We start from the raw sequence: 18,501 nt of genomic DNA on the forward strand, positions 1-18,501 counted from the left end.
TGTTAGACTTCGTGTGGCGCTAACCTGCAACACCATTACTCGGCTTTCGGCCATGCAGCGCGAGTTGGCGCAAGTGCGCGCAGAGGGGGTCGCGCTGGATCGGGAGGAGAATGAGCTAGGGGTTTCCTGCATCGCCGTGCCGGTGTTCGATATCCGCCAGCGCGTCAGCTACTCGGTCTCCGTCTCTCTCTCCAGCGCCCGTCTGGCGCAGATTGGGCTGGAGACCCTGCTCCCCCCTCTGCGCGCCACCGCCGAGGCCATCTCCGCCGAGCTGGGATTTAACGGGTAGGCCGTCGTGGGCCAGAGGTCGCAGCGTGCCTAGGCGCTTTGCCGGGCGACGAATTTATAGGGGAAGCTCACCGTCTGCGGCGTGCCGGGACGTTCGGCGTCCGGCTCCGCTAGCCAACGCTGTAGACGCTTCGCCGCCTCATGCGCCATCTTGGCGTAGTCGATACGCAGCGAGGTTAACGAGGGGTGGATCTGGTCGCAATTGGCGGAGCCTTCGACGCAGGCCAGCGCCAACATGCCGGGCAGCTTGATCAGCCGCCGCTGGCATTCGAACAGCACCCCCAGCGCGATGGCCTCGTGACTGCATACCACCGCCTCCAGCTCCGGCTGGCGGGTCAACATGTCGCTGATGGCCTGGCGGCCAAACTCCATCGTCGCCACATAGGGCGTGGTAATGCTCTGTTCGGCGCTGTAGTTATGGTGCAGCATCGCCCGGCTCCAGCCGCTCAGCTGTTGCCCTTGCATCTTGCGTCCCATCTGGGCGCCGATATAGCCGATGCGCTGGTGCCCCTGCCGTAGCAGGTACTCGGTGAGGAAGTAAGCCGCGTCGCCGATATTGCTCTGTAGGTTCAGGGCGAAGGGGTATGCGTCCTCGCCGGCGGCGCAGATCACCGGCAACGCGCTATTGGCGAGCAGCTCGACGGCCTGCTCCGCATTCAGCGCGCCGAACACCACCAGGGCCGCCGGGCTACTCTGCAACAGCGTAGAGAGCACCTCGGCCTCCTTCTTCGCCTGGTAATCGTGACAGCCGATGACCACCTGATAGCCGTTGTCGTTCAACGCCGCCTGCAACGATTGCAGGAACACCGAGCTGGCGTAATCACGCAGCGAAGGGACAACCACCGCCACCGTACGGCTCTGTCCCGATGCCAGTATCCCCGCCGCCGAGTTCGGGATATAGCCTAATTCGGCGATCGCCTGCTCGATCTTGGCGCGCAGCTTGGCGGAGACGAGATCGGGGGTGCGTAGCGCGCGCGACACCGTCATCGATCCGACACCGGCCCGTTGTGCAACCTCTTGCAGAGTGACGCGCCCGGTGCCTTTTCTCTTGCGTATTTTTTCCATGAAGTAGGGGGTATTCACATTGATCACTGACCGCCTTACGGTAGCACAGCTTGCCGCCAATGATCAGCGCAGCGCTGCGCTTTGCCAATCGGCGATCTAATTGCACGCCAAAATGATAGCGCTATCACGAAATCACATCGGCGAACTAGATAGCGCTACCATTGCTCTCTACTATGCCTTTCACAAGAGAATCATTTAAAAAAACAGCCGACATGACCAGGAGCCGATTGAATGTTGACGACGCTGCTTACCCCCAACGTCATTCAGGTTATCGAGCAGGTAACGGACTGGCGTGAGGCGATTCAAACCGCCTGTGCCCCACTGATAGAAAATAATGCGATTACCCCTGGCTATGTCGAGGCCATTATTCAGTCGCATAACAAGATCGGCCCCTATTATGTGCTGGGCCCCGGCATGGCGATGCCGCATGCCCGTCCGGAAGATGGCGTTAATCAATTGGCATTAGGCCTGACCGTGATTAAACACGGCGTCGAATTCGGCTCTGCCGGTAACGATCCGATTAAATTACTGATCGTATTGGCCGCCACCGACAGTAATAGCCACATCGGCATCATCGCCAAACTCGCCGAACTGTTCGATAACCAAGACGATATCGATAGGCTGCAACAGGCAGAAAGCGTCGATGAGATTCTGCAAGTCATCGCGCGTTATTAATCACTGATTACACCGAGGGAATAATTATGAATATCACCGTAGTATGCGGTAACGGTTTAGGCACCAGTCTGATGATGGAAATGAGCATCAAGACCATCCTAAAAGATCTTCAGGTCAACGCCGAGGTTAACCACGTTGACTTAGGCTCCGCCAAAGGTACCGCCAGCGATATTTTCGTCGGTACCGCCGATATCGCCGAGCAGCTGGTAGCGCAACAGGTCGGCGGCGAGATCGTCGCGCTGGATAACATGATCGATAAAGTGGCGATGAAAGAGCGTCTGAGCGTCGCCCTACGTAAACTCGGCGCACTCTAGTGGAGGCAGCATGTCATTCTTCCGTTTTCTGATGCAGGATGTGCTGTCCGAGCCGGCGATATTGGTCGGTCTGATCGCGCTCATCGGCCTAATCGCGCAGAAAAAACCGGTCACCGAATGCATTAAAGGCACCATCAAGACCATCATGGGTTTTGTCATTCTGGGTGCCGGCGCCGGTCTGGTGGTCAGTTCGCTGGGCGATTTCTCCGCTATTTTCCAGCACGCCTTCGGTATTAACGGCGTGGTGCCGAACAACGAGGCCATCGTCTCCATCGCCCAGAAGAGTTTCGGGCGTGAGATGGCGATGATCATGTTCTTCGCCATGCTGATCAACATCGTCATCGCCCGCCTGACGCCGTGGAAGTTTATCTTCCTCACTGGTCATCACACGCTGTTTATGTCGATGATGGTGGCGGTGATCCTGGCGACCGCCGGGATGCAGGGCACGATGCTGGTGCTGGTCGGTTCGCTGATCGTCGGTTGCTGCATGGTGTTCTTCCCGGCCATCGCCCATCCCTACATGAAGAAGATCACCGGCTCGGACGACGTGGCCATCGGCCATTTCTCGACGGTATCCTATGTACTGGCCGGCTTTATCGGCAGCAAGTTCGGTAACAAAGAGCATTCAACCGAAGACATGAATGTACCGAAGAGCCTGCTGTTCCTGCGCGATACGCCGGTGGCGATCTCCTTCACCATGTTCATCATCTTTATCATCACCTGCCTATTCGCCGGCAGTGACTATGTGCGTGAGGTGAGCGGCGGCAAGAACTGGTTTATGTTCTCGCTGATGCAATCCATCACCTTCGCCGCCGGGGTGTACATCATCCTGCAAGGCGTGCGGATGGTGATCGCCGAGATCGTCCCAGCCTTTAAGGGCATCTCCGACAAGCTGGTACCCAACGCCAAGCCGGCGCTGGACTGCCCGGTGGTGTTCCCTTACGCCCCCAACGCGGTGCTGGTCGGTTTCTTAAGCAGCTTTGCCGCCGGGGTCATCGGCATGTTCGTGCTGTACGCGCTGCACATGACGGTGATCATCCCGGGCGTGGTGCCGCACTTCTTCGTCGGCGCGGCGGCGGGGGTGTTCGGCAACGCCACCGGTGGACGGCGCGGCGCCATCCTGGGTGCCTTCGCCCAGGGGCTGTTGATCACCTTCCTGCCGGTGTTCCTGCTGCCGGTACTCGGCCAGATCGGCATCGCCAACACCACCTTCAGTGACGCCGACTTCGGCGTCATCGGCATCCTGCTGGGGATCATCGTGCGCTGATAGCGTCCCTGCCCCACAGACGCCCCGTCACCCCGCGTGACGGGGCGTTTTTTATGGTGCCAGCCTGCCCTCGCGCCCCTCACTCACGCCGACGTGGCAACGTGGGCCATCAACGCATCCGCTGATGGCGGAAAACAGCGCGCACATCGCCCACGATCCCACTATATGGGAAAACAGTACGGCAGCACGCCCGTATGGTGGAACCGTCCGGAGAACGTTGTAACGGCAAAAAATGACCCTATTTTTATGGCTGAACGACAGCGAAACCACGGAGAAACTGACCGATGATACCCCGGACACACCGCCAACTCGTCAGCGTTGAAGTGACGTGGCCTGCACAAACGCTGCCTCTCCCCCTGCAACAGGTGGTGGAAGCGCTGACGCAGGGAGAAACGCCCGATCAAATTATCACCCGGATGAATTTACAGGGCTTTCAGGCATGGCGCGAAGCGACATCGCCACAGGATGAACACGACATTTTTCAGATACGGCTGGATGAGGCGCACGAGGCGCGCTTCCTCTGCCGCTACGTTACGCTGCCGCTGCACTGATGCCCACCCCTGCACCACTCCCCATGCGCCGTCCCGGGCGGCTCGGTTGGATCGCATGACCTCCCGGCATGCGGATTGGCTGTTGCCTCGGCGCATGGATGCTGGTGATAGCGCTGGAGTGGCCGGGTGAGGCCGGTTTTTCTTGAACCCGCGTATGTGGTGATAGCAACGGCGGCATGAGCTGGTAGGCGGAATTTGCAAAAAATACCACTGATGCAATCAGTTACAACCCAACCAAAACAAGCCGTTCAGGGTTTACCCGTATGCGACCTACCACTCTCGCTGGCAATTTTTATGCTGCGACGGACACCGTACATTGACTTTTCACTCACCAAATAGTTTACTTTTTTTATTATAGTTACACCCTGAGTGAATCTATGTCGTCAAAAATAAACTGGCTGTTGCAAAATACCGCTCCGGGAAGCCTGGTTTTGCAATCCTGGCTGACCCGGAACGGCATATCACCTTCTCTGGCCTTTAAATACGCGCAAAATGGCTGGTTGATAAAACGGCGGGCTGGTGTTTATGCGCGCGCAGGACGGGAACCGGACTGGAGCGATGCGCTATGGTGTCTGCAAAACCAGCTTGAAGCGCCGGTGCATCTGGCCGGACTGAGTAGTCTCTCCTGGCAGGGCCGTTCCCATTACCTACAGCTTAAGCAGAGTCAATGCTGGCTTAGTGTTGAAAACAAAATGATATTACCCAAATGGTTTAAAGAATTTCCTGGCGTTGAGTGGCTGATAGTATCAGCTCTGAAGCTTCCTCAACTGGATGAGAAGTTCCGAACCGAGCTTGAGGTTAAAGGGAAAAAAATAACCGCCAGCGTACCAGAACTGGCTGCCTATGAGCTGTTAAGCGCAGTCCCTCAGGAAATCTCATTTGAGCACGCTGCCGAGCTTTTTCAGGGGTTGGTCAATCTCAACCCACGTAAAGTGGAAAAGCTGCTTACGCTCAGCCAGTCCGTACAAATCAAGCGCCTGTATCTGTTTTTCGCCAGTTTCTATGAACATGCATGGTTCAAACGCGTGGACACCAGCAGAATCGACCTAGGCACAGGCAAGCGACAAGTCGTGGTTAATGGCAGACTGAACACGCAATACCAGATTACTGTGCCCGAAAATTTTACTCAGCAGAGCATAAATCATGGATAAAACCTCCCCCTACTACCGCCAGGTCGCCCTGCTGGTGCGCACATTACCCTATGTCGCTAACGAGGCCTGTTTTGCGCTAAAAGGGGGAACGGCGATCAACTTATTCATCCGTGATTTTCCCCGATTGTCCGTTGATATCGATCTGGCCTACATCCCGCTGGAAAGCAGAGCGGTCGCCTTGCCCAACGTGCGGGAAGCGCTCACCCGCATCGCAACAGAACTGGAAACACAAGCCGGGCTCAGCGCAGTGCTGCAAACCAATCATCCCGATGAGATGCGCATCATAGCCACCACGGACGACGCGCAAATTAAAATAGAAGTCTCGCCAGTTGCCCGGGGAACCTTATATCCACCACAAGAACGCGACGTCGTGGAAGCTGTGGAGGAAGAATTTGGTTTTGCCGCGATCCCGGTGGTCTCACTACCTGATTTGTACGGCGGCAAGCTATGCGCTGCGTTAGATCGCCAGCACCCCAGAGATTTTTACGACGTCAAAATGCTCCTTGATACACAAGGGATCGATCGCACGATATTCAATGGATTTATCGCTTACTTGCTCAGCCATAATCGCCCCTTGTCCGAAGTGCTTAGCCCACGCTGGAAGGATATTACTGAACCCTTTCAAAATGAATTCAGCGGCATGACCTTTGAGGAAGTATCACTGGAAGAGCTAAGAGAGGTCCCGGAAAGAATGCTCAGCGCGTTGAAAGCGCATTTTACGCAACAGGATTTCGACTTCCTGATGTCATTTAAACGCGGGGAGCCTGACTGGAATTTAGCACCAGAGCCCCACATTCAGAATTTGCCTGCCGTTCAATGGAAGCTGTGCAATATTGGACGGATGTCGGAAGAAAAGCACGCGCAGTCGCTGGAGAAACTGGAACAGATCCTGGCAGAATGGCTAAGCTAGTTTATTAAATGTAATCTAGTTACACCAATAGTGAAACTATGTCATTTTTTATAAACTAGCAAAGCCATCTCTCCCCGATCTTCCAGAACTTAACATAGGCTTGCTATTGGCCTCACAGGTGATCGGGGTTACCAGCACCTGCGGCGCGTTGACGAAAGCCATGAGGCCGGGGTGGTTTAACACCTCACTAGCCGAATGATCGGCTCCAGCCTAGTGACAATGGAGCTAGTGTGGCTGGCAGCGCTGGTTGTTATTAAGCCGAAGTCTATATGGATGCCAGGAGCTATATAGGTTGAATTAGCCGTATCAGTGACCGATAGGGCTTTCAAAAAATATATTTGATAGCCCTATCAACGCTTAATCATTCAGATTGATTATCTGATTGAGTTTGTAATATTTCATTTAGTAAACTGCATTCTTTAGATCGTGGTATCAAATTCGCAAAAGCTATAAAGAGTAGGAACATGATTATAGAAACTGAATATAGAACTAAATGTCCCCAAGCAGGAATCTGTTCATATCTGTAAATTGATAATACCATGAATAAAACAGCGGACAGCAGAAATTGGCACGAGAGCCAACCATACATGCCGTTTTCAAACCAGTAAGCCCCCCCTTCTTAAATACCAACACTTTGTCTTTTATTAACAAAAACGATCTAAATTTCTTGAAAAAATCAGCCGAAACCAAATGACTATTTCTCTCCAACAATTGCCATATAATTTGTTGCTTAGCGACATCAGCGATACCCGTCATGCGATATCCTATAATTCTCTTAATCTCATTCTTTATGCAAGCATTAACTTCATCAGGAAGTTCATGACCATCCAACATGTGTTGCAATTCATTTAATTTAGAGTTTCTGACTTCATTAATAAACGCGACAACTCCTCGTATTTTCCACACAACAAGAGCCAGTGGAGCAACAATAAGAATAAATAGTAGAATTTGCGTTTCCTGCAATTTCCCACTTGAAACTGCTGCGATGAGCAATCCATTTACGATATCGAATATTTTATCCATAATCTATTTACCAAAAAAATGAAATCGTATCGAAAAATAAAACAGTACCATATAAGCTGAGTCATCGAATTGTCAATTTCTGGCTGAATCATTCTTGCATATCGTTGCAGGGTACTCAATAAAGCAGAACTGAAGAAAAGCTGCTTATGATGCCGACATCGGCATCCTGCTGGGGATCATCGTGCGCTGATAGCGTCCCCTGCCCCACAGACGCCCCGTCACCCCGCGTGACGGGGCGTATACCCGTCCTCCCCTCTCCGCCATACAGATATCGCCGTCCTAAAAGCAACAGGTAAGAAACAAACCGGAAACATAACATTCATTTCAGCGTCATCTTGGCTGGCTATCCTTGCACCGCTTTTTCCTTAGCTAACAACCTCGCAGGAAAGCGATGGAAACGACCAAAGGGGCACGTCAATGTATAACGATGACCAGCAAGACTCGCAGCTCAGCCAAATGATCACCGTCCGGCTCTCACGCCGCCGCTTTCTGGCGAGCAGCGCCGCCGCCAGCGCCAGCGCCTTTTTAGCCCTCAACCCGGTTACCCAGGCCGTCGCGGCGCTCACGCCGACCTCCCTGGTGAATTTTACACCGATCGCAGCCTCCGTTGCAGATAGCATCCTCGTTCCGCCCGGTTACCGAGCCACGCCGCTGCTCTCATGGGGCGATCCGATTTTTGCCGACGCGCCGGCGTTCTCCCAATCGGGCACACAGGACGCCGCAGCACAAGAACGCCAGTTCGGCGACAACACCGACGGAATGAGCTTCTTCCCCATCAGCGATGATCGCGCGCTACTGGCGATCAACAACGAATACCCCAACTACGAATATCTGTTCCCCCATCAGGGTAAAGCCCTGAGCGCAGACGATGTGCGTAAAGCGCAGGCGGCTATCGGCGTCACTCTGGTTGAGATCGTCCGCCACAACGGCCAGTGGCGCATTGACCGCCAAGGGCAACGCAACCGCCGGATCACGGCATACACCAAAATGATGATGACTGGCCCGGCGGCAGGACATGAGTTGCTCAAGACCCAAGACGACCCCAGCGGTCTTTATGTCTTGGGAACATGTAATAACTGCGCCAACGGCCAAACCCCTTGGGGCACCTACCTGACCTGCGAAGAAAACTTCAATGATTTCTTCGGTGCCGAGACACCGGCTAACCTCAGCGCCGACCATCGCCGTTACGGCATTAGCGCGACGCCTAGCGTCTATCAGTGGCATCAACACGACGCTCGCTTTGACGTCAGCCAACATCCCCAGGAACCCAACCGCTTTGGTTGGGTGGTGGAGATCGACCCGCACAATCCGGACGCTATCCCGCAAAAGCGCACCGCCCTGGGACGCTTCAAACATGAAAACGCCGCGCTCACCCTTAATAAAGACGGCCATGTCGTTATCTACCTTGGCGACGACGAACGCGGCGAGCACCTGTACCGATTTGTCTCGCACGGTCGCTACCAGCCGGGCAACGACGCCGCCAACCGTAACCTACTGGATCACGGCACGCTGTCTGTCGCCCAATTCGAGATGGCGGAAAACGAACTCAAAGGCAGCGGACGCTGGATTGCACTCACTTTCGGCCAGAATGGGCTGACTCCGGAAAACGGCTTTAACGATCAAGGCGAAATCCTGATCTTCGCCCGCCGCGCCGCCACACAGGTCGGCGCGACCACCCTGGATCGCCCAGAGTGGGTAGCCATACACCCCAACAACCAACACGTCTTCTGCACGCTGACCAATAACAAAAACCGGGGCAAAGCGGGGCAGCCGGTCGGCGGCCCTAACCCACGCGCCAACAACCACTACGGTCAGATAGTCCGCTGGATGCCCGCCGACGGCGATCACACCAGTGAGCGATTCAGTTGGGATCTCTACCTGCTCGCCGGCAACCCGACGGTGCATCCAGGCACCCCCTATGCCGGCAGCAGCAACATCGTGGCCGAAAACATGTTCAACAGCCCCGACGGCATCGGCTTTGATAAGGCGGGCCGCCTGTGGATCCAGACCGATGGCAACTACTCCAATTCAGGGGATTTCGCCGGACAAGGCAATAACCAAATGCTGTGCGGCGACCCGATGAGCGGAGAGGTCAAACGCTTCCTGACCGGCCCCATCGCCTGCGAAATAACCGGATTAGCCTTTTCCCCCGACAACAAAACCCTGTTCGTGGGGGTACAACACCCCGGCGAAAACGGCGCGCCGTCCCACTTCCCCGACGGCGGCGACAGCATACCCCGCTCCACCATTATGATGATCACCCGTGACGATGGCGGCGTAATCGGGGCCTGATCCACCGTCGGCGCGCATCGCCCTATTCTCCCGGGCGCCTGCGGGGCGGGACACCCCGTCCCGCTCCCCTTAGGCCGGTGCGCCGCCTCTACATAGTGATCGCAACTGTAAACATCACCGCTCTGCTCAACCACCCGCCCACATCCACAGGTGGGCTGCATCACGCACAACGCCGAGCATTCACCCAGCCACACCGCCAGCGCGCGATCAAAGAGCTGAACGAATACCCGCCCGACATCCCCCCCGAGCGTCATACTCCACCACCGGAATAAACGGGAGAAATTCCGCCCCACCTCACGCGTCAGAAAATGGTAAATATCCAGCGAAGCCTGTGAGGCCACGTTTGGGCTGACCCAAAAAACTATAGGGCAGGATCGTCTACCCGGGTGGGACACTCCAAACATTCGCTACTGATTCAACTCCTGTAGCAGCCTGGTGTTGATATACAGCTTTTCACGGCCAACGCTCATTTCCTCCAACACACCAATTTCGACCAACTGCTTAAGGTATGTCGATGCCGTCTGGCGCTTGGCTACACCACGTTTAACAAGGTTATCGATCCGACAATACGGTTGTGCAAAAAGCGCCTGGACAAGTTCATGGGTGTAGATTTTCGGTAGCTTCTCGCGCACATACTCTGTGGTTTCAGCTAGTAATGCCCGCACAATCGATATCTTATCCGTGGTCCATCGGGACGTACTCTCCACCGCCTCCAGCATAAATAATAGCCACGACTCCCAATCACCCTCTTCTGTCACCCTACGAAGGAGCGTGTAGTAATCATCGCGTCTCTCCAGGATAAAGCGGGACAGATACAGGATAGGCAGCGAAAGTAATTTACTCTGGATCAGATACAGAATATTCAGGATGCGGCCTGTTCTTCCGTTACCATCCGGAAACGGGTGAATGCACTCAAACTGGTAGTGCGCAATAGCCATTTTTACTAATGGATCTAAATCATCATCACCGTGTATAAACCGCTCCCAATTCGCCAGTAAATTACGAATGGCATCTTCACCAACCGGCGGCGTATATACCACTTTGTTATTCTGAGCACGTAATACCGTGCCCGGCGTTTTCCTGATGTCGGTTTGAACTGCGCGTAATTTGGTGCAGATAGCTACCGCTGTGTTGGTACAGAGTGGATAGTCCTCAAGATGGCTATAGCCATCATAAAGCGCGGTACGATAGCGCAGCGCTTCTTTAGTCGCCGGATCTGCGCCATCTGCGCGGTCAGCATACTGAAAGAGTTGATCGCTGGTAGTGACAATGTTCTCTATGCGCGATGAGTCCTTCGCTTCCAGCATCGGAAGGATGTTGATCAGCAACCCCTGATCGGGGATCAACTCAACGGCCGTTTTCAACTCAGCGATTGCTGCGCGCGCCCTTATGCATGCTTTAAGTACGCTGCGCGTTTCAATGCACTCCAGGTCAGGCGGCAGTAGCGGCAACGCGTTGTAAGGGGTTTCTGCATTCCAGTTCATATGGTTATAAAAACCGTTTTAATCGACATATAACCATACTATGTCGATGCCATAGACATGTCACGTCACCATGTTTAAAAAATCACGTTTTATCGACATATGGCTGGAACGTGTCGATGCGGTAAACCTATCCCGGAAACATGTTTTAAAAGGTACATTTTATCGACACATAGCCAGAACGTGTCGATACCATAAGCAGATCACGGGCATGCTGCTCACTATGATCGAGTTTGATGGCCCATAACCATTTATAGAGGCTGTGCGCAGACATGCGCAGAGACTTCAGTCACGGAGTCGCCGCGCTCGGTAATTTGATGGGCGGCTTCTTCCTCAAATTCAGGCATAAATCGTGGTGTGTCCATACGCGCTCCTATGCGCAAACTCTAGGGCAGGATCATCTATTGGTTAGGGGGCAGTCCACGCTACGGTTCAGATCGTCTACTGGGGTGGGATCAGCCCATATCGGTTGCGATGGCCTCTGTAGCGGGTATTATTTTACGCACAATTTTCCAAAACAATTTTTTGCCGGGGCATGTGCTACACGGCGGCGATCTCTTCTGAGGGTTTCATGACTAACACTAACTTTTCTCAAACGGCTGCGTTTATCTGGTCGGTGGCTGATCTACTGCGCGGTGACTTCAAACAGTCTCAGTATGGGCGCGTGATCCTGCCCTTTACGCTGCTGCGCCGTCTTGAGTGTGTGCTGGCGGAAACCAAAGATGCGGTGGTGGCGAAATATGATGAGTTAAAAACCAGTCCACTGCCGGAAGAGGCCAAAGAGAAGTTCCTGCTGCGCGCCAGCGGGCTTTCCTTCTTCAATACCTCGAAGATGGATCTGGGCAAGATGGGGCAGAACGACATCAAAGCCAACCTGGAGAATTACATCCAGGCGTTCTCGCCCGATGCGCGAGAGATCTTCGAACATTTCAAATTCAGCGAGTTTGTCGGCCTGCTGGAAGATGCCAACTTGCTGTTCAAAGTGGTGAAGAAATTCGCCACCACCGATCTCAGCCCGAAAGCGATTTCCAACTATGAGATGGGCCTGGTGTTTGAAGAGCTAATCCGTCGTTTCGCGGAAAGCTCTAACGAGACCGCCGGTGAGCACTTCACCCCACGCGATATCGTGCGTCTGACCACTTCGTTGGTGTTTATGGAAGATGATGAAGCCCTGACGCAGCCCGGCATCATCCGCACCATTTATGATCCGACGGCGGGGACCGGTGGCTTCCTCTCTTCGGGTATGGAGTATGTGCATGAGCTGAACCCAAACGCGGTGATGCGTGCCTTTGGTCAGGAGCTGAACCCAGAATCCTACGCTATCTGTAAAGCCGACATGCTGATCAAAGGTCAGGACGTCAGCCGTATTAAGCTGGGTAACACCCTCTCTAACGACCAGTTACCGCAGGACCAGTTCGACTACATGCTCTCTAACCCGCCGTTTGGCGTGGACTGGAAGAAGATTGAGGGCGAGATTAACGACGAACATATGCAGAAGGGCTTTAACGGTCGCTTTGGTCCGGGCCTGCCGCGTGTTTCCGACGGTTCGCTGCTGTTCCTGATGCACCTGATCAGCAAAATGCGCGACAGCCACAATGTGGATGGCAGCGTGAGCAACGGCGGGCGCATCGGGATTATCCTTAACGGTTCCCCACTGTTTACCGGTGGTGCGGGCAGCGGTGAGAGCGAAATCCGTCGCTACATTCTGGAAGCCGATTTGCTGGAAGGCATCGTCGCGCTGCCAACAGACATGTTCTACAACACCGGCATTGCTACCTACGTCTGGATCCTCTCCAACCAGAAGGCAGCGGAGCGTAAAGGCAAAGTCCAGCTGATTGATGGCAGCAACCTGTGCGGCAAGATGCGTAAATCGCTGGGTTCCAAGCGCAACCTGATGGGCGAAGACGATATCAAGCTGATCACCCAGACCTTCGGGGATTTTAAGGTGGTGGAGACCACCACCCTAGAGGAACTGGGGCTGGAAAAAGCCGCCGAGCAAAAATCCACTCGTGGTCGTCAGCCTGCCACCGCCAAAACCGAAGCGCCGAAAACCTTCGCCAGCAAAATCTTTAACAGCACCGACTTTGGCTATCGCCGCCTGACCATTGAGCGCCCGTTGCGGTTATCCGCTCAGGTGACGGATGAGGCGATTGCGACACTGCGCTTTGCGCCGAAGCCGTTTAATGCGCCGATGGAACGCCTGTATGACGAGTTCGCGGCCCAGTGGCAGGCGGAGACCTACGGTGATTTCTCCGGGTTGGAAGCCGAAGCGCGTGCCATCATCAAAGCCGAATTTACCGAGCTGAAAGAGAAGCAGATTAAAGACCTGCTCGACCGCAAGCTGTGGCTGGCACAGCGCGCCTTGATGGAAAAAGCACAGCAGATTCAGACGGCTCTGGCGACGCAGGCGGGCGGAAAAACGCGGGTGAGCAATGACTTCAACCAGTTCAAGCTGATCCTGAAGGAGGCCATCAAGACGGCGGGAGTGAAGCTGGATGCGAAAGAGAACAAGCAGTTTATCGACGCTATCACCAGCAAAAACCCGGATGCCGAGCCGGTGGTGAAGAAGGTGCTGAAAGAAGCCGCTCAGCCGCTGTACGGGGCGTTTGAATACAAGGGCAAGGTGGTGGAATTTGAACAGGACGGCGAGTTGCGTGATAACGAAAACGTGCCGCTGAATCCGGCGCAGTCTACCAGTAATCTGATTGAGAACTACGTCCAAGCGGAAGTGCTGCCGCACGTGAATGACGCCTGGATCAACGCCGATAAGCGCGATGCCAAAGATGGTGAGGTGGGGATTGTCGGTTATGAGATTCCGTTTAACCGCCATTTCTATGTCTACCAGCCGCCGCGCCCACTATCCGAGATCGATGCCGATCTGGATGCAGTCAGCACCGAGATTATGAAGCTGCTACAGGAGGTACATTCCTGATGGCTAACTATAAGGCGTATCCGGAGTATAAGGATTCTGGGGTTGAGTGGCTAGGGCTAGTGCCTAAGTCTTGGACTATTTGTAGATTGAAAAACTTGGCGACAATAAAAAATGGCCAGGATTATAAATCTGTTCAAACTGATGATGGCTATCCAGTTATGGGGTCAGGTGGGCAATTTACATTCGCATCTAAATTTATGTATGACAAGCCATCTGTATTACTTGGACGCAAGGGAACTATCGACAAGCCATTATATATAAATGAGCCATTCTGGACTGTTGATACAATGTATTACACGGAATTAAATGAAGGTTTTGAGGCAAAATATCTTTATTATCTTGCACTCACGATACAGTTTTCTCGTTATTCTACAAATACAGCCCTACCAAGTATGACCCAGGAGCACTTGAGTAATTATAAATTTTCCGTACCAAAGGCTGAATCAGAACGGAAGAAAATAACTGAGTTTTTAGATCACGAAACCGCAAAAATCGATAACCTGATCGAAAAGCAACAGCAACTGATTGAACTGCTGAAAGAAAAACGTCAGGCAGTGATTAGTCATGCCGTCACCAAAGGGCTAAACCCTGATGTGCCGATGAAAGATTCTGGTGTTGAATGGTTGGGGGAAGTGCCAGAACATTGGGAAGTTAAGAAATTAAAACATGTGGCTCATATAATTGACTGTAAGAATAGGACCCCTGAATATTTTGATGATGGTGAGTATTTGGTTGTACGTACTACGAATGTAAAAAAACAAAGCTTAGTACTTGATGATGCCCTTTATACTAATGAACGAGATTTTAAAATTTGGACTGAGCGAGGTGTTCCACCTGTTGGTTCAATATTATTTACACGTGAGGCTCCTGCTGGTGAAATTTGTATCGTTCCTGCTTTTACAAAATTATGTATGGGGCAGCGGATGATGAATTTTATTTGTCATCAGAGTAACTATACTAATTTTTTATTCGACTATCTAACTTCAGACTGTCTTAAAAGATATATTGAAAGTGAGGCCGCTGGAAGCACGGTTAGTCATTTAAGGGTTGAGCAAGTATATAATATTCCAATTGTTATCCCTCCAAATTCAGAGCAAAAAAATATTGATGAAATGGTTGGGGTTATGAAAGCTCAATATTCAAGACTGATCGATGATGCTGAATGTTCACTTGTATTGCTCCAGGAACGCCGTAATGCCCTGATCTCCGCCGCCGTCACCGGAAAAATCGACGTCCGCGACTGGGTTGCCCCTGATACAAAGGATATTGAGGAGCCAGAGGAGACCACCGCATGAGCATGGACAGCACCAAAGAGCGGATTTTCCAGGATGAAATGATCGCGCAGATGATCGATCGAGGCTGGGTTCGTGGTAAAACTGACGGTTACGATCGCGAACGTGCGCTGTACTCGCAGGATGCGCTGAGCTTTGTGCAGACCACCCAGCCGCAGGAGTGGGAGAAGTTTACCAAAATTTATCCCAGCGATACCGAGCGCCATTTCCTCGATGCGCTGGTGGCGCAGCTGAAAAAAGCGGATATCAATGCCACCGATATGCTGTCGCGTACCTACGGTACCCTCGGCGTGCTGCGTCATGGCATCAAGAGCCACAATGCGCGCTTCTCCCTGTGCCAGTTTAAGCCGGAACATAATCTCAATCCGGAAACCCTGACGCGCTACCAGCAGAATATCTGCCGCCTGGTGCCGGAGCTGGTTTATAGCCCGCATGCCTCGAACGCCGCCTTTGAAGAAACCGGCGTTAAGGCCAAGAAGTGGCGTATCGACCTGGTGCTATTCGTCAATGGCCTGCCGATAGCGACCCTGGAACTGAAGTCTGAATTTAAGCAGACGGTGCAAAACGCCATTACGCAATATAAGAAAACGCGTTTGCCCAAGGATCCCGGCACCAATAAGCCTGAGCCGCTGCTGACCTTTAAACGTGGGGCGCTGGTGCACTTTGCCGTCAGCCAGTACGAAGTGTTTATGGCAACCAGGCTCGATGGCGATAAAACCTTCTTCCTGCCGTTTAATAAAGGCACCCATGACGGCGGTGCGGGGAACGACATCCCGGAAGACGCCAACGACTATGCGACCAGCTACCTGTGGAATGAGGTGCTGCTGCCGGATAATCTGCTGAAAATTCTCGCCAGTTTTGTGCATCTGCAAATCGTCGAAAAAGAAAATGCCCTTGGCCTGAAGTACAAAAGCGAGAGCCTGATTTTCCCACGCTATCACCAGTGGGATGTGGTGAACAAACTGATCACCGCCGCCACCCGGGAAGGCACCGGCAATAAATACCTGATTCAGCACAGTGCGGGGTCAGGCAAATCGAACTCTATCGCCTGGACGGCCCATCAGCTTTCCCGCCTGTACGATGAGAATGGTGAGAAGCAGTTCCACTCGGTGATTGTGGTGACGGACCGTACCGTGCTGGACGATCAGCTGCAAGACACCATCTATCAGTTTGAGCATCAGGATGGCGTGGTCGGGCGGATCAATAACAAGGAAGGCGACGGTTCAAAATCGGAGAAGCTGGCCAGCGCGCTGGAAAACTCGCAGCCGATTATCATCGTCACCATCCAGACCTTTCCGTTTGTCCTGAAGGCGATTGAAAACAGCGTCAGTCTCAAGCAGCGTAAATATGCGGTGATTGCCGATGAAGCGCACTCCTCGCAGAGCGGTTCAACGGCGCGACAGCTGAAAGAAGTGCTGATGACCGAAGCAACGGATGACGATGTGGAGATGTCCTCAGAGGATATTCTGGATGCTACCGTCGCCGCGCGTCGAGGCAGCAGCAACCTCAACTATTATGCCTTTACCGCCACGCCAAAAGCCAAAACCCTGGAGCTGTTTGGCCGTCGTCCTAATCCGCTGGAGCCGGCATCGAAAACCAACAAACCGGAAGCGTTCCACGTCTATTCCATGCGTCAGGCCATCGAAGAGGGCTTTATTCTTGATGTACTGAAGAACTACACCAACTACAAGGTGGCGTATAAGCTACTGCAAAAGCTGGGCGATCCTGACCGGGAAGTGGACAGCAAGAAAGCCAAGATCAAACTGAACCAGTGGGTCTCGCTGCACGATTATAACGTGTCGCAGAAAGTGAGGGTGATCGTTGAACACTTCCGCAAGCATGTGATGCACTTGCTGGCTGGCCAGGCGAAAGCGATGGTGGTGACCAGCTCGCGTAAGGCGGCGGTGCGTTACAAGCTGGCGTTCGATAAATACATCGCCGAGCAAAAGTACGACAAGATCAGCGCGATGGTGGCATTCTCCGGGGAAGTGGAGTTCCACGAAGATGACCACACCAGCCTTGCGCTGCTTCATCAGAAGTTCACCGAGATCAATATGAACCCGGGCCTAAAAGGCCGGGATATGCGTAAAGCGTTTGATACCGATGACTACCAGGTGATGCTGGTGGCCAACAAATTCCAGACCGGTTTCGACCAGCCCAAGCTGTGTGCCATGTATGTGGATAAGAAGCTGGGCGGCGTGGAGTGTGTACAGACGCTGTCGCGCCTGAACCGTACCTATCCTGGGAAGGCGCAGTCGGGCACCTTTGTACTCGATTTCTACAACGAGCCTGAAGATATTTTGGCCGCTTTCCAGCCCTACTACCAGACCGCAGAACTGACGGATGTCAGCGATCCGCAGTTGGTCTTTGAACTTTATGAAAAGCTGCGTACCAGCGGCATTTTCCTGTGGAGCGAAGTGGAGCAATTCTGCACGGCGTTCTTCAGCAAAAACAAATCCAACGCGGCTATTAGTAATATCTGCAAACCGGCGGTGGAGCGCTGGAAAAACCGCTACACCTCGGCGATTGATGCCTATCTGCTGGCCAAAGAGATGTTTGAACGCACTAAGAAGACCGGCGATGTTGTGCTGATCACCAACGCGGAAAACACCTTCAAAGAGTGCGAGAAAGAAAAAAGTAAGCTGGATATCTTCAAGAAAGATCTCGGCAGCTTTGTCCGCTTTTACGAGTTTATGTCGCAAATCGTCGATTACGATGACAAGAACCTGGAAAAGCTGAGCCTGTTTGCCCGCCATCTGCGTCCGTTGCTGCATGAACAGCGTATCGAAGAAGACGAGATTGATTTAAGCAGCATCGAGATGAGTCATTATCGCCTGTCGAAACTCCGCGAACAGCATCTGAAGCTGAAAGAGGATGCAGAGGAATATAAAATCAAGCCGGGTAATGACGTCGGTACGGCGAAGCCGAAGGACAAGAAAGCGGAGTTTCTGTCGAATATCCTGGCTCGTCTGAATGAGCTTTTTGTCACCGATAATCTCACCGATAAGGACATGATCAATTATGCTTTTACGGTGCGCGATAAGCTGTCAGAAAACCAGGCGGTGATGACCCAGATCGCTAACAACACACGCGAACAGGCGATGTTAGGCGATTTCCCGCAAGCCATTGATGATGCCGTGATGGACAGCAATGAGGCCCAGCAGGAGATGATGATGCAGTACCTCTCTAATCCTGAACTGGCGAAAGGCTTTGCCCGGGTGGTGTTTGATATGTTGAAAGGCGCTTAACGCTTTTTCATC

Annotated in this window: 13 protein-coding genes and 4 pseudogenes; 12 read left to right on the forward strand and 5 right to left on the reverse strand. The window is 53.1% G+C overall.

The features are described 5' to 3' along the window. Positions 1–19 precede the first annotated feature (19 nt). Positions 20–289: pseudogene (locus tag EHO01S_RS10475) on the forward strand (IclR family transcriptional regulator C-terminal domain-containing protein); the annotation flags it as partial. Between the two features lie 29 nt (positions 290–318). Here the strand turns inward: EHO01S_RS10475 and EHO01S_RS10480 are convergent. Continuing rightward, positions 319–1,353 (reverse strand): LacI family DNA-binding transcriptional regulator, encoded by a 1,035-nt coding sequence (locus EHO01S_RS10480; protein ID WP_024523900.1) that lies wholly within the window; start codon positions 1,351–1,353, stop codon positions 319–321. Positions 1,354–1,584: 231 nt separating this feature from the next. Here EHO01S_RS10480 and EHO01S_RS10485 point away from each other — a divergent pair, with 231 nt between their 5' ends. The 7 genes and pseudogenes from EHO01S_RS10485 (at position 1,585) to EHO01S_RS10510 (ending at position 6,221) form a co-directional block, all read left to right on the forward strand. Further along, on the forward strand, positions 1,585–2,028 hold the full coding sequence (locus tag EHO01S_RS10485; protein WP_024523901.1) for a PTS sugar transporter subunit IIA: 444 nt from the start codon (positions 1,585–1,587) through the stop codon (positions 2,026–2,028). Between the two features lie 26 nt (positions 2,029–2,054). After that, positions 2,055–2,342, forward strand: a complete 288-nt coding sequence (locus EHO01S_RS10490; protein ID WP_005289977.1) for a PTS sugar transporter subunit IIB — start codon at positions 2,055–2,057, stop codon at positions 2,340–2,342. A gap of 10 nt (positions 2,343–2,352) precedes the next feature. Next, positions 2,353–3,609: a PTS ascorbate transporter subunit IIC gene (gene ulaA / locus EHO01S_RS10495; protein ID WP_024523902.1), complete on the forward strand. Its 1,257-nt coding sequence runs from the start codon at positions 2,353–2,355 to the stop codon at positions 3,607–3,609. 284 nt (positions 3,610–3,893) lie between these two features. Further along, the gene (locus EHO01S_RS10500; protein ID WP_035370491.1) at positions 3,894–4,160 is read left to right on the forward strand and encodes a hypothetical protein; all 267 of its coding nucleotides are present in this window, start codon (positions 3,894–3,896) and stop codon (positions 4,158–4,160) included. Continuing rightward, positions 4,160–4,300: pseudogene (locus tag EHO01S_RS19300) on the forward strand (integrating conjugative element membrane protein); the annotation flags it as partial. The gene EHO01S_RS10500 and the pseudogene EHO01S_RS19300, both read left to right, overlap by 1 nt. Positions 4,301–4,537: 237 nt before the next feature. After that, positions 4,538–5,311, forward strand: a complete 774-nt coding sequence (locus EHO01S_RS10505) for a type IV toxin-antitoxin system AbiEi family antitoxin (protein WP_024523904.1) — start codon at positions 4,538–4,540, stop codon at positions 5,309–5,311. Beyond that, entirely contained in the window at positions 5,304–6,221 is a 918-nt protein-coding gene (locus tag EHO01S_RS10510; RefSeq protein ID WP_024523905.1) for a nucleotidyl transferase AbiEii/AbiGii toxin family protein, read from the forward strand. The genes EHO01S_RS10505 and EHO01S_RS10510 overlap by 8 nt, the downstream gene beginning before the upstream one ends. A 489-nt stretch (positions 6,222–6,710) precedes the next feature. Here the strand turns inward: EHO01S_RS10510 and EHO01S_RS17575 are convergent, their stop codons facing one another. Further along, a complete protein-coding gene (locus tag EHO01S_RS17575; RefSeq protein ID WP_232238249.1) occupies positions 6,711–7,244 on the reverse strand; it encodes a hypothetical protein in 534 nt (177 codons plus the stop codon). 417 nt (positions 7,245–7,661) lie between these two features. Between EHO01S_RS17575 and EHO01S_RS10520 the strand changes: the two genes are divergently transcribed. Further along, positions 7,662–9,536 (forward strand): PhoX family protein, encoded by a 1,875-nt coding sequence (locus EHO01S_RS10520; protein WP_024523906.1) that lies wholly within the window; start codon positions 7,662–7,664, stop codon positions 9,534–9,536. A 74-nt stretch (positions 9,537–9,610) separates the two neighbouring features. On the opposite strand, the pseudogene EHO01S_RS19305 reads toward EHO01S_RS10520, so the two are convergent. The 3 genes and pseudogenes from EHO01S_RS19305 to EHO01S_RS18870 all read right to left on the reverse strand — a co-directional run. Next, positions 9,611–9,898, reverse strand: a pseudogene (locus EHO01S_RS19305) (anaerobic sulfatase maturase); the annotation flags it as partial. Between the two features lie 45 nt (positions 9,899–9,943). Beyond that, the gene (gene fic, locus EHO01S_RS10525; RefSeq protein WP_024523907.1) at positions 9,944–11,020 is read right to left on the reverse strand and encodes a protein adenylyltransferase Fic; all 1,077 of its coding nucleotides are present in this window, start codon (positions 11,018–11,020) and stop codon (positions 9,944–9,946) included. A 193-nt stretch (positions 11,021–11,213) separates the two neighbouring features. Beyond that, a pseudogene (locus tag EHO01S_RS18870) lies at positions 11,214–11,382 on the reverse strand (IS3 family transposase); the annotation flags it as partial. 206 nt (positions 11,383–11,588) lie between these two features. Between EHO01S_RS18870 and EHO01S_RS10530 the strand changes: the two are divergent. From EHO01S_RS10530 to EHO01S_RS10540, 3 genes are read left to right on the forward strand one after another with little or no spacing between them, the layout of a single operon-like run. Beyond that, complete coding sequence (locus EHO01S_RS10530; protein ID WP_024523908.1) at positions 11,589–13,949, forward strand: type I restriction-modification system subunit M; 2,361 nt, start codon at positions 11,589–11,591, stop codon at positions 13,947–13,949. Continuing rightward, positions 13,949–15,244 (forward strand): restriction endonuclease subunit S, encoded by a 1,296-nt coding sequence (locus EHO01S_RS10535; RefSeq protein WP_024523909.1) that lies wholly within the window; start codon positions 13,949–13,951, stop codon positions 15,242–15,244. Before EHO01S_RS10530 ends, EHO01S_RS10535 begins: the two co-directional genes overlap by 1 nt. Further along, positions 15,241–18,489, forward strand: a complete 3,249-nt coding sequence (locus EHO01S_RS10540; RefSeq protein WP_024523910.1) for a type I restriction endonuclease subunit R — start codon at positions 15,241–15,243, stop codon at positions 18,487–18,489. The genes EHO01S_RS10535 and EHO01S_RS10540 overlap by 4 nt, the downstream gene beginning before the upstream one ends. Positions 18,490–18,501 lie beyond the last annotated feature (12 nt).

Origin of the sequence: Edwardsiella hoshinae NBRC 105699 = ATCC 33379 (assembly GCF_000474215.1) — a bacterium.
Lineage (GTDB): Bacteria > Pseudomonadota > Gammaproteobacteria > Enterobacterales > Enterobacteriaceae > Edwardsiella > Edwardsiella hoshinae.

What these genes read in the sequence shown, in the direction of transcription:
- EHO01S_RS10505 (WP_024523904.1), top strand. Translation starts at nt 4,538, where the DNA reads ATGTCGTCAAAAATAAACTGGCTGTTGCAAAATACCGCTCCGGGAAGC.
- EHO01S_RS10530 (WP_024523908.1), top strand. Translation starts at nt 11,589, where the DNA reads ATGACTAACACTAACTTTTCTCAAACGGCTGCGTTTATCTGGTCGGTG.
- EHO01S_RS17575 (WP_232238249.1), bottom strand. Translation starts at nt 7,244, where the DNA reads ATGGATAAAATATTCGATATCGTAAATGGATTGCTCATCGCAGCAGTT.
- EHO01S_RS10520 (WP_024523906.1), top strand. Translation starts at nt 7,662, where the DNA reads ATGTATAACGATGACCAGCAAGACTCGCAGCTCAGCCAAATGATCACC.
- fic (WP_024523907.1), bottom strand. Translation starts at nt 11,020, where the DNA reads ATGAACTGGAATGCAGAAACCCCTTACAACGCGTTGCCGCTACTGCCG.
- EHO01S_RS10510 (WP_024523905.1), top strand. Translation starts at nt 5,304, where the DNA reads ATGGATAAAACCTCCCCCTACTACCGCCAGGTCGCCCTGCTGGTGCGC.
- EHO01S_RS10485 (WP_024523901.1), top strand. Translation starts at nt 1,585, where the DNA reads ATGTTGACGACGCTGCTTACCCCCAACGTCATTCAGGTTATCGAGCAG.
- EHO01S_RS10480 (WP_024523900.1), bottom strand. Translation starts at nt 1,353, where the DNA reads ATGGAAAAAATACGCAAGAGAAAAGGCACCGGGCGCGTCACTCTGCAA.
- EHO01S_RS10490 (WP_005289977.1), top strand. Translation starts at nt 2,055, where the DNA reads ATGAATATCACCGTAGTATGCGGTAACGGTTTAGGCACCAGTCTGATG.
- EHO01S_RS10540 (WP_024523910.1), top strand. Translation starts at nt 15,241, where the DNA reads ATGAGCATGGACAGCACCAAAGAGCGGATTTTCCAGGATGAAATGATC.
- EHO01S_RS10500 (WP_035370491.1), top strand. Translation starts at nt 3,894, where the DNA reads ATGATACCCCGGACACACCGCCAACTCGTCAGCGTTGAAGTGACGTGG.
- ulaA (WP_024523902.1), top strand. Translation starts at nt 2,353, where the DNA reads ATGTCATTCTTCCGTTTTCTGATGCAGGATGTGCTGTCCGAGCCGGCG.
- EHO01S_RS10535 (WP_024523909.1), top strand. Translation starts at nt 13,949, where the DNA reads ATGGCTAACTATAAGGCGTATCCGGAGTATAAGGATTCTGGGGTTGAG.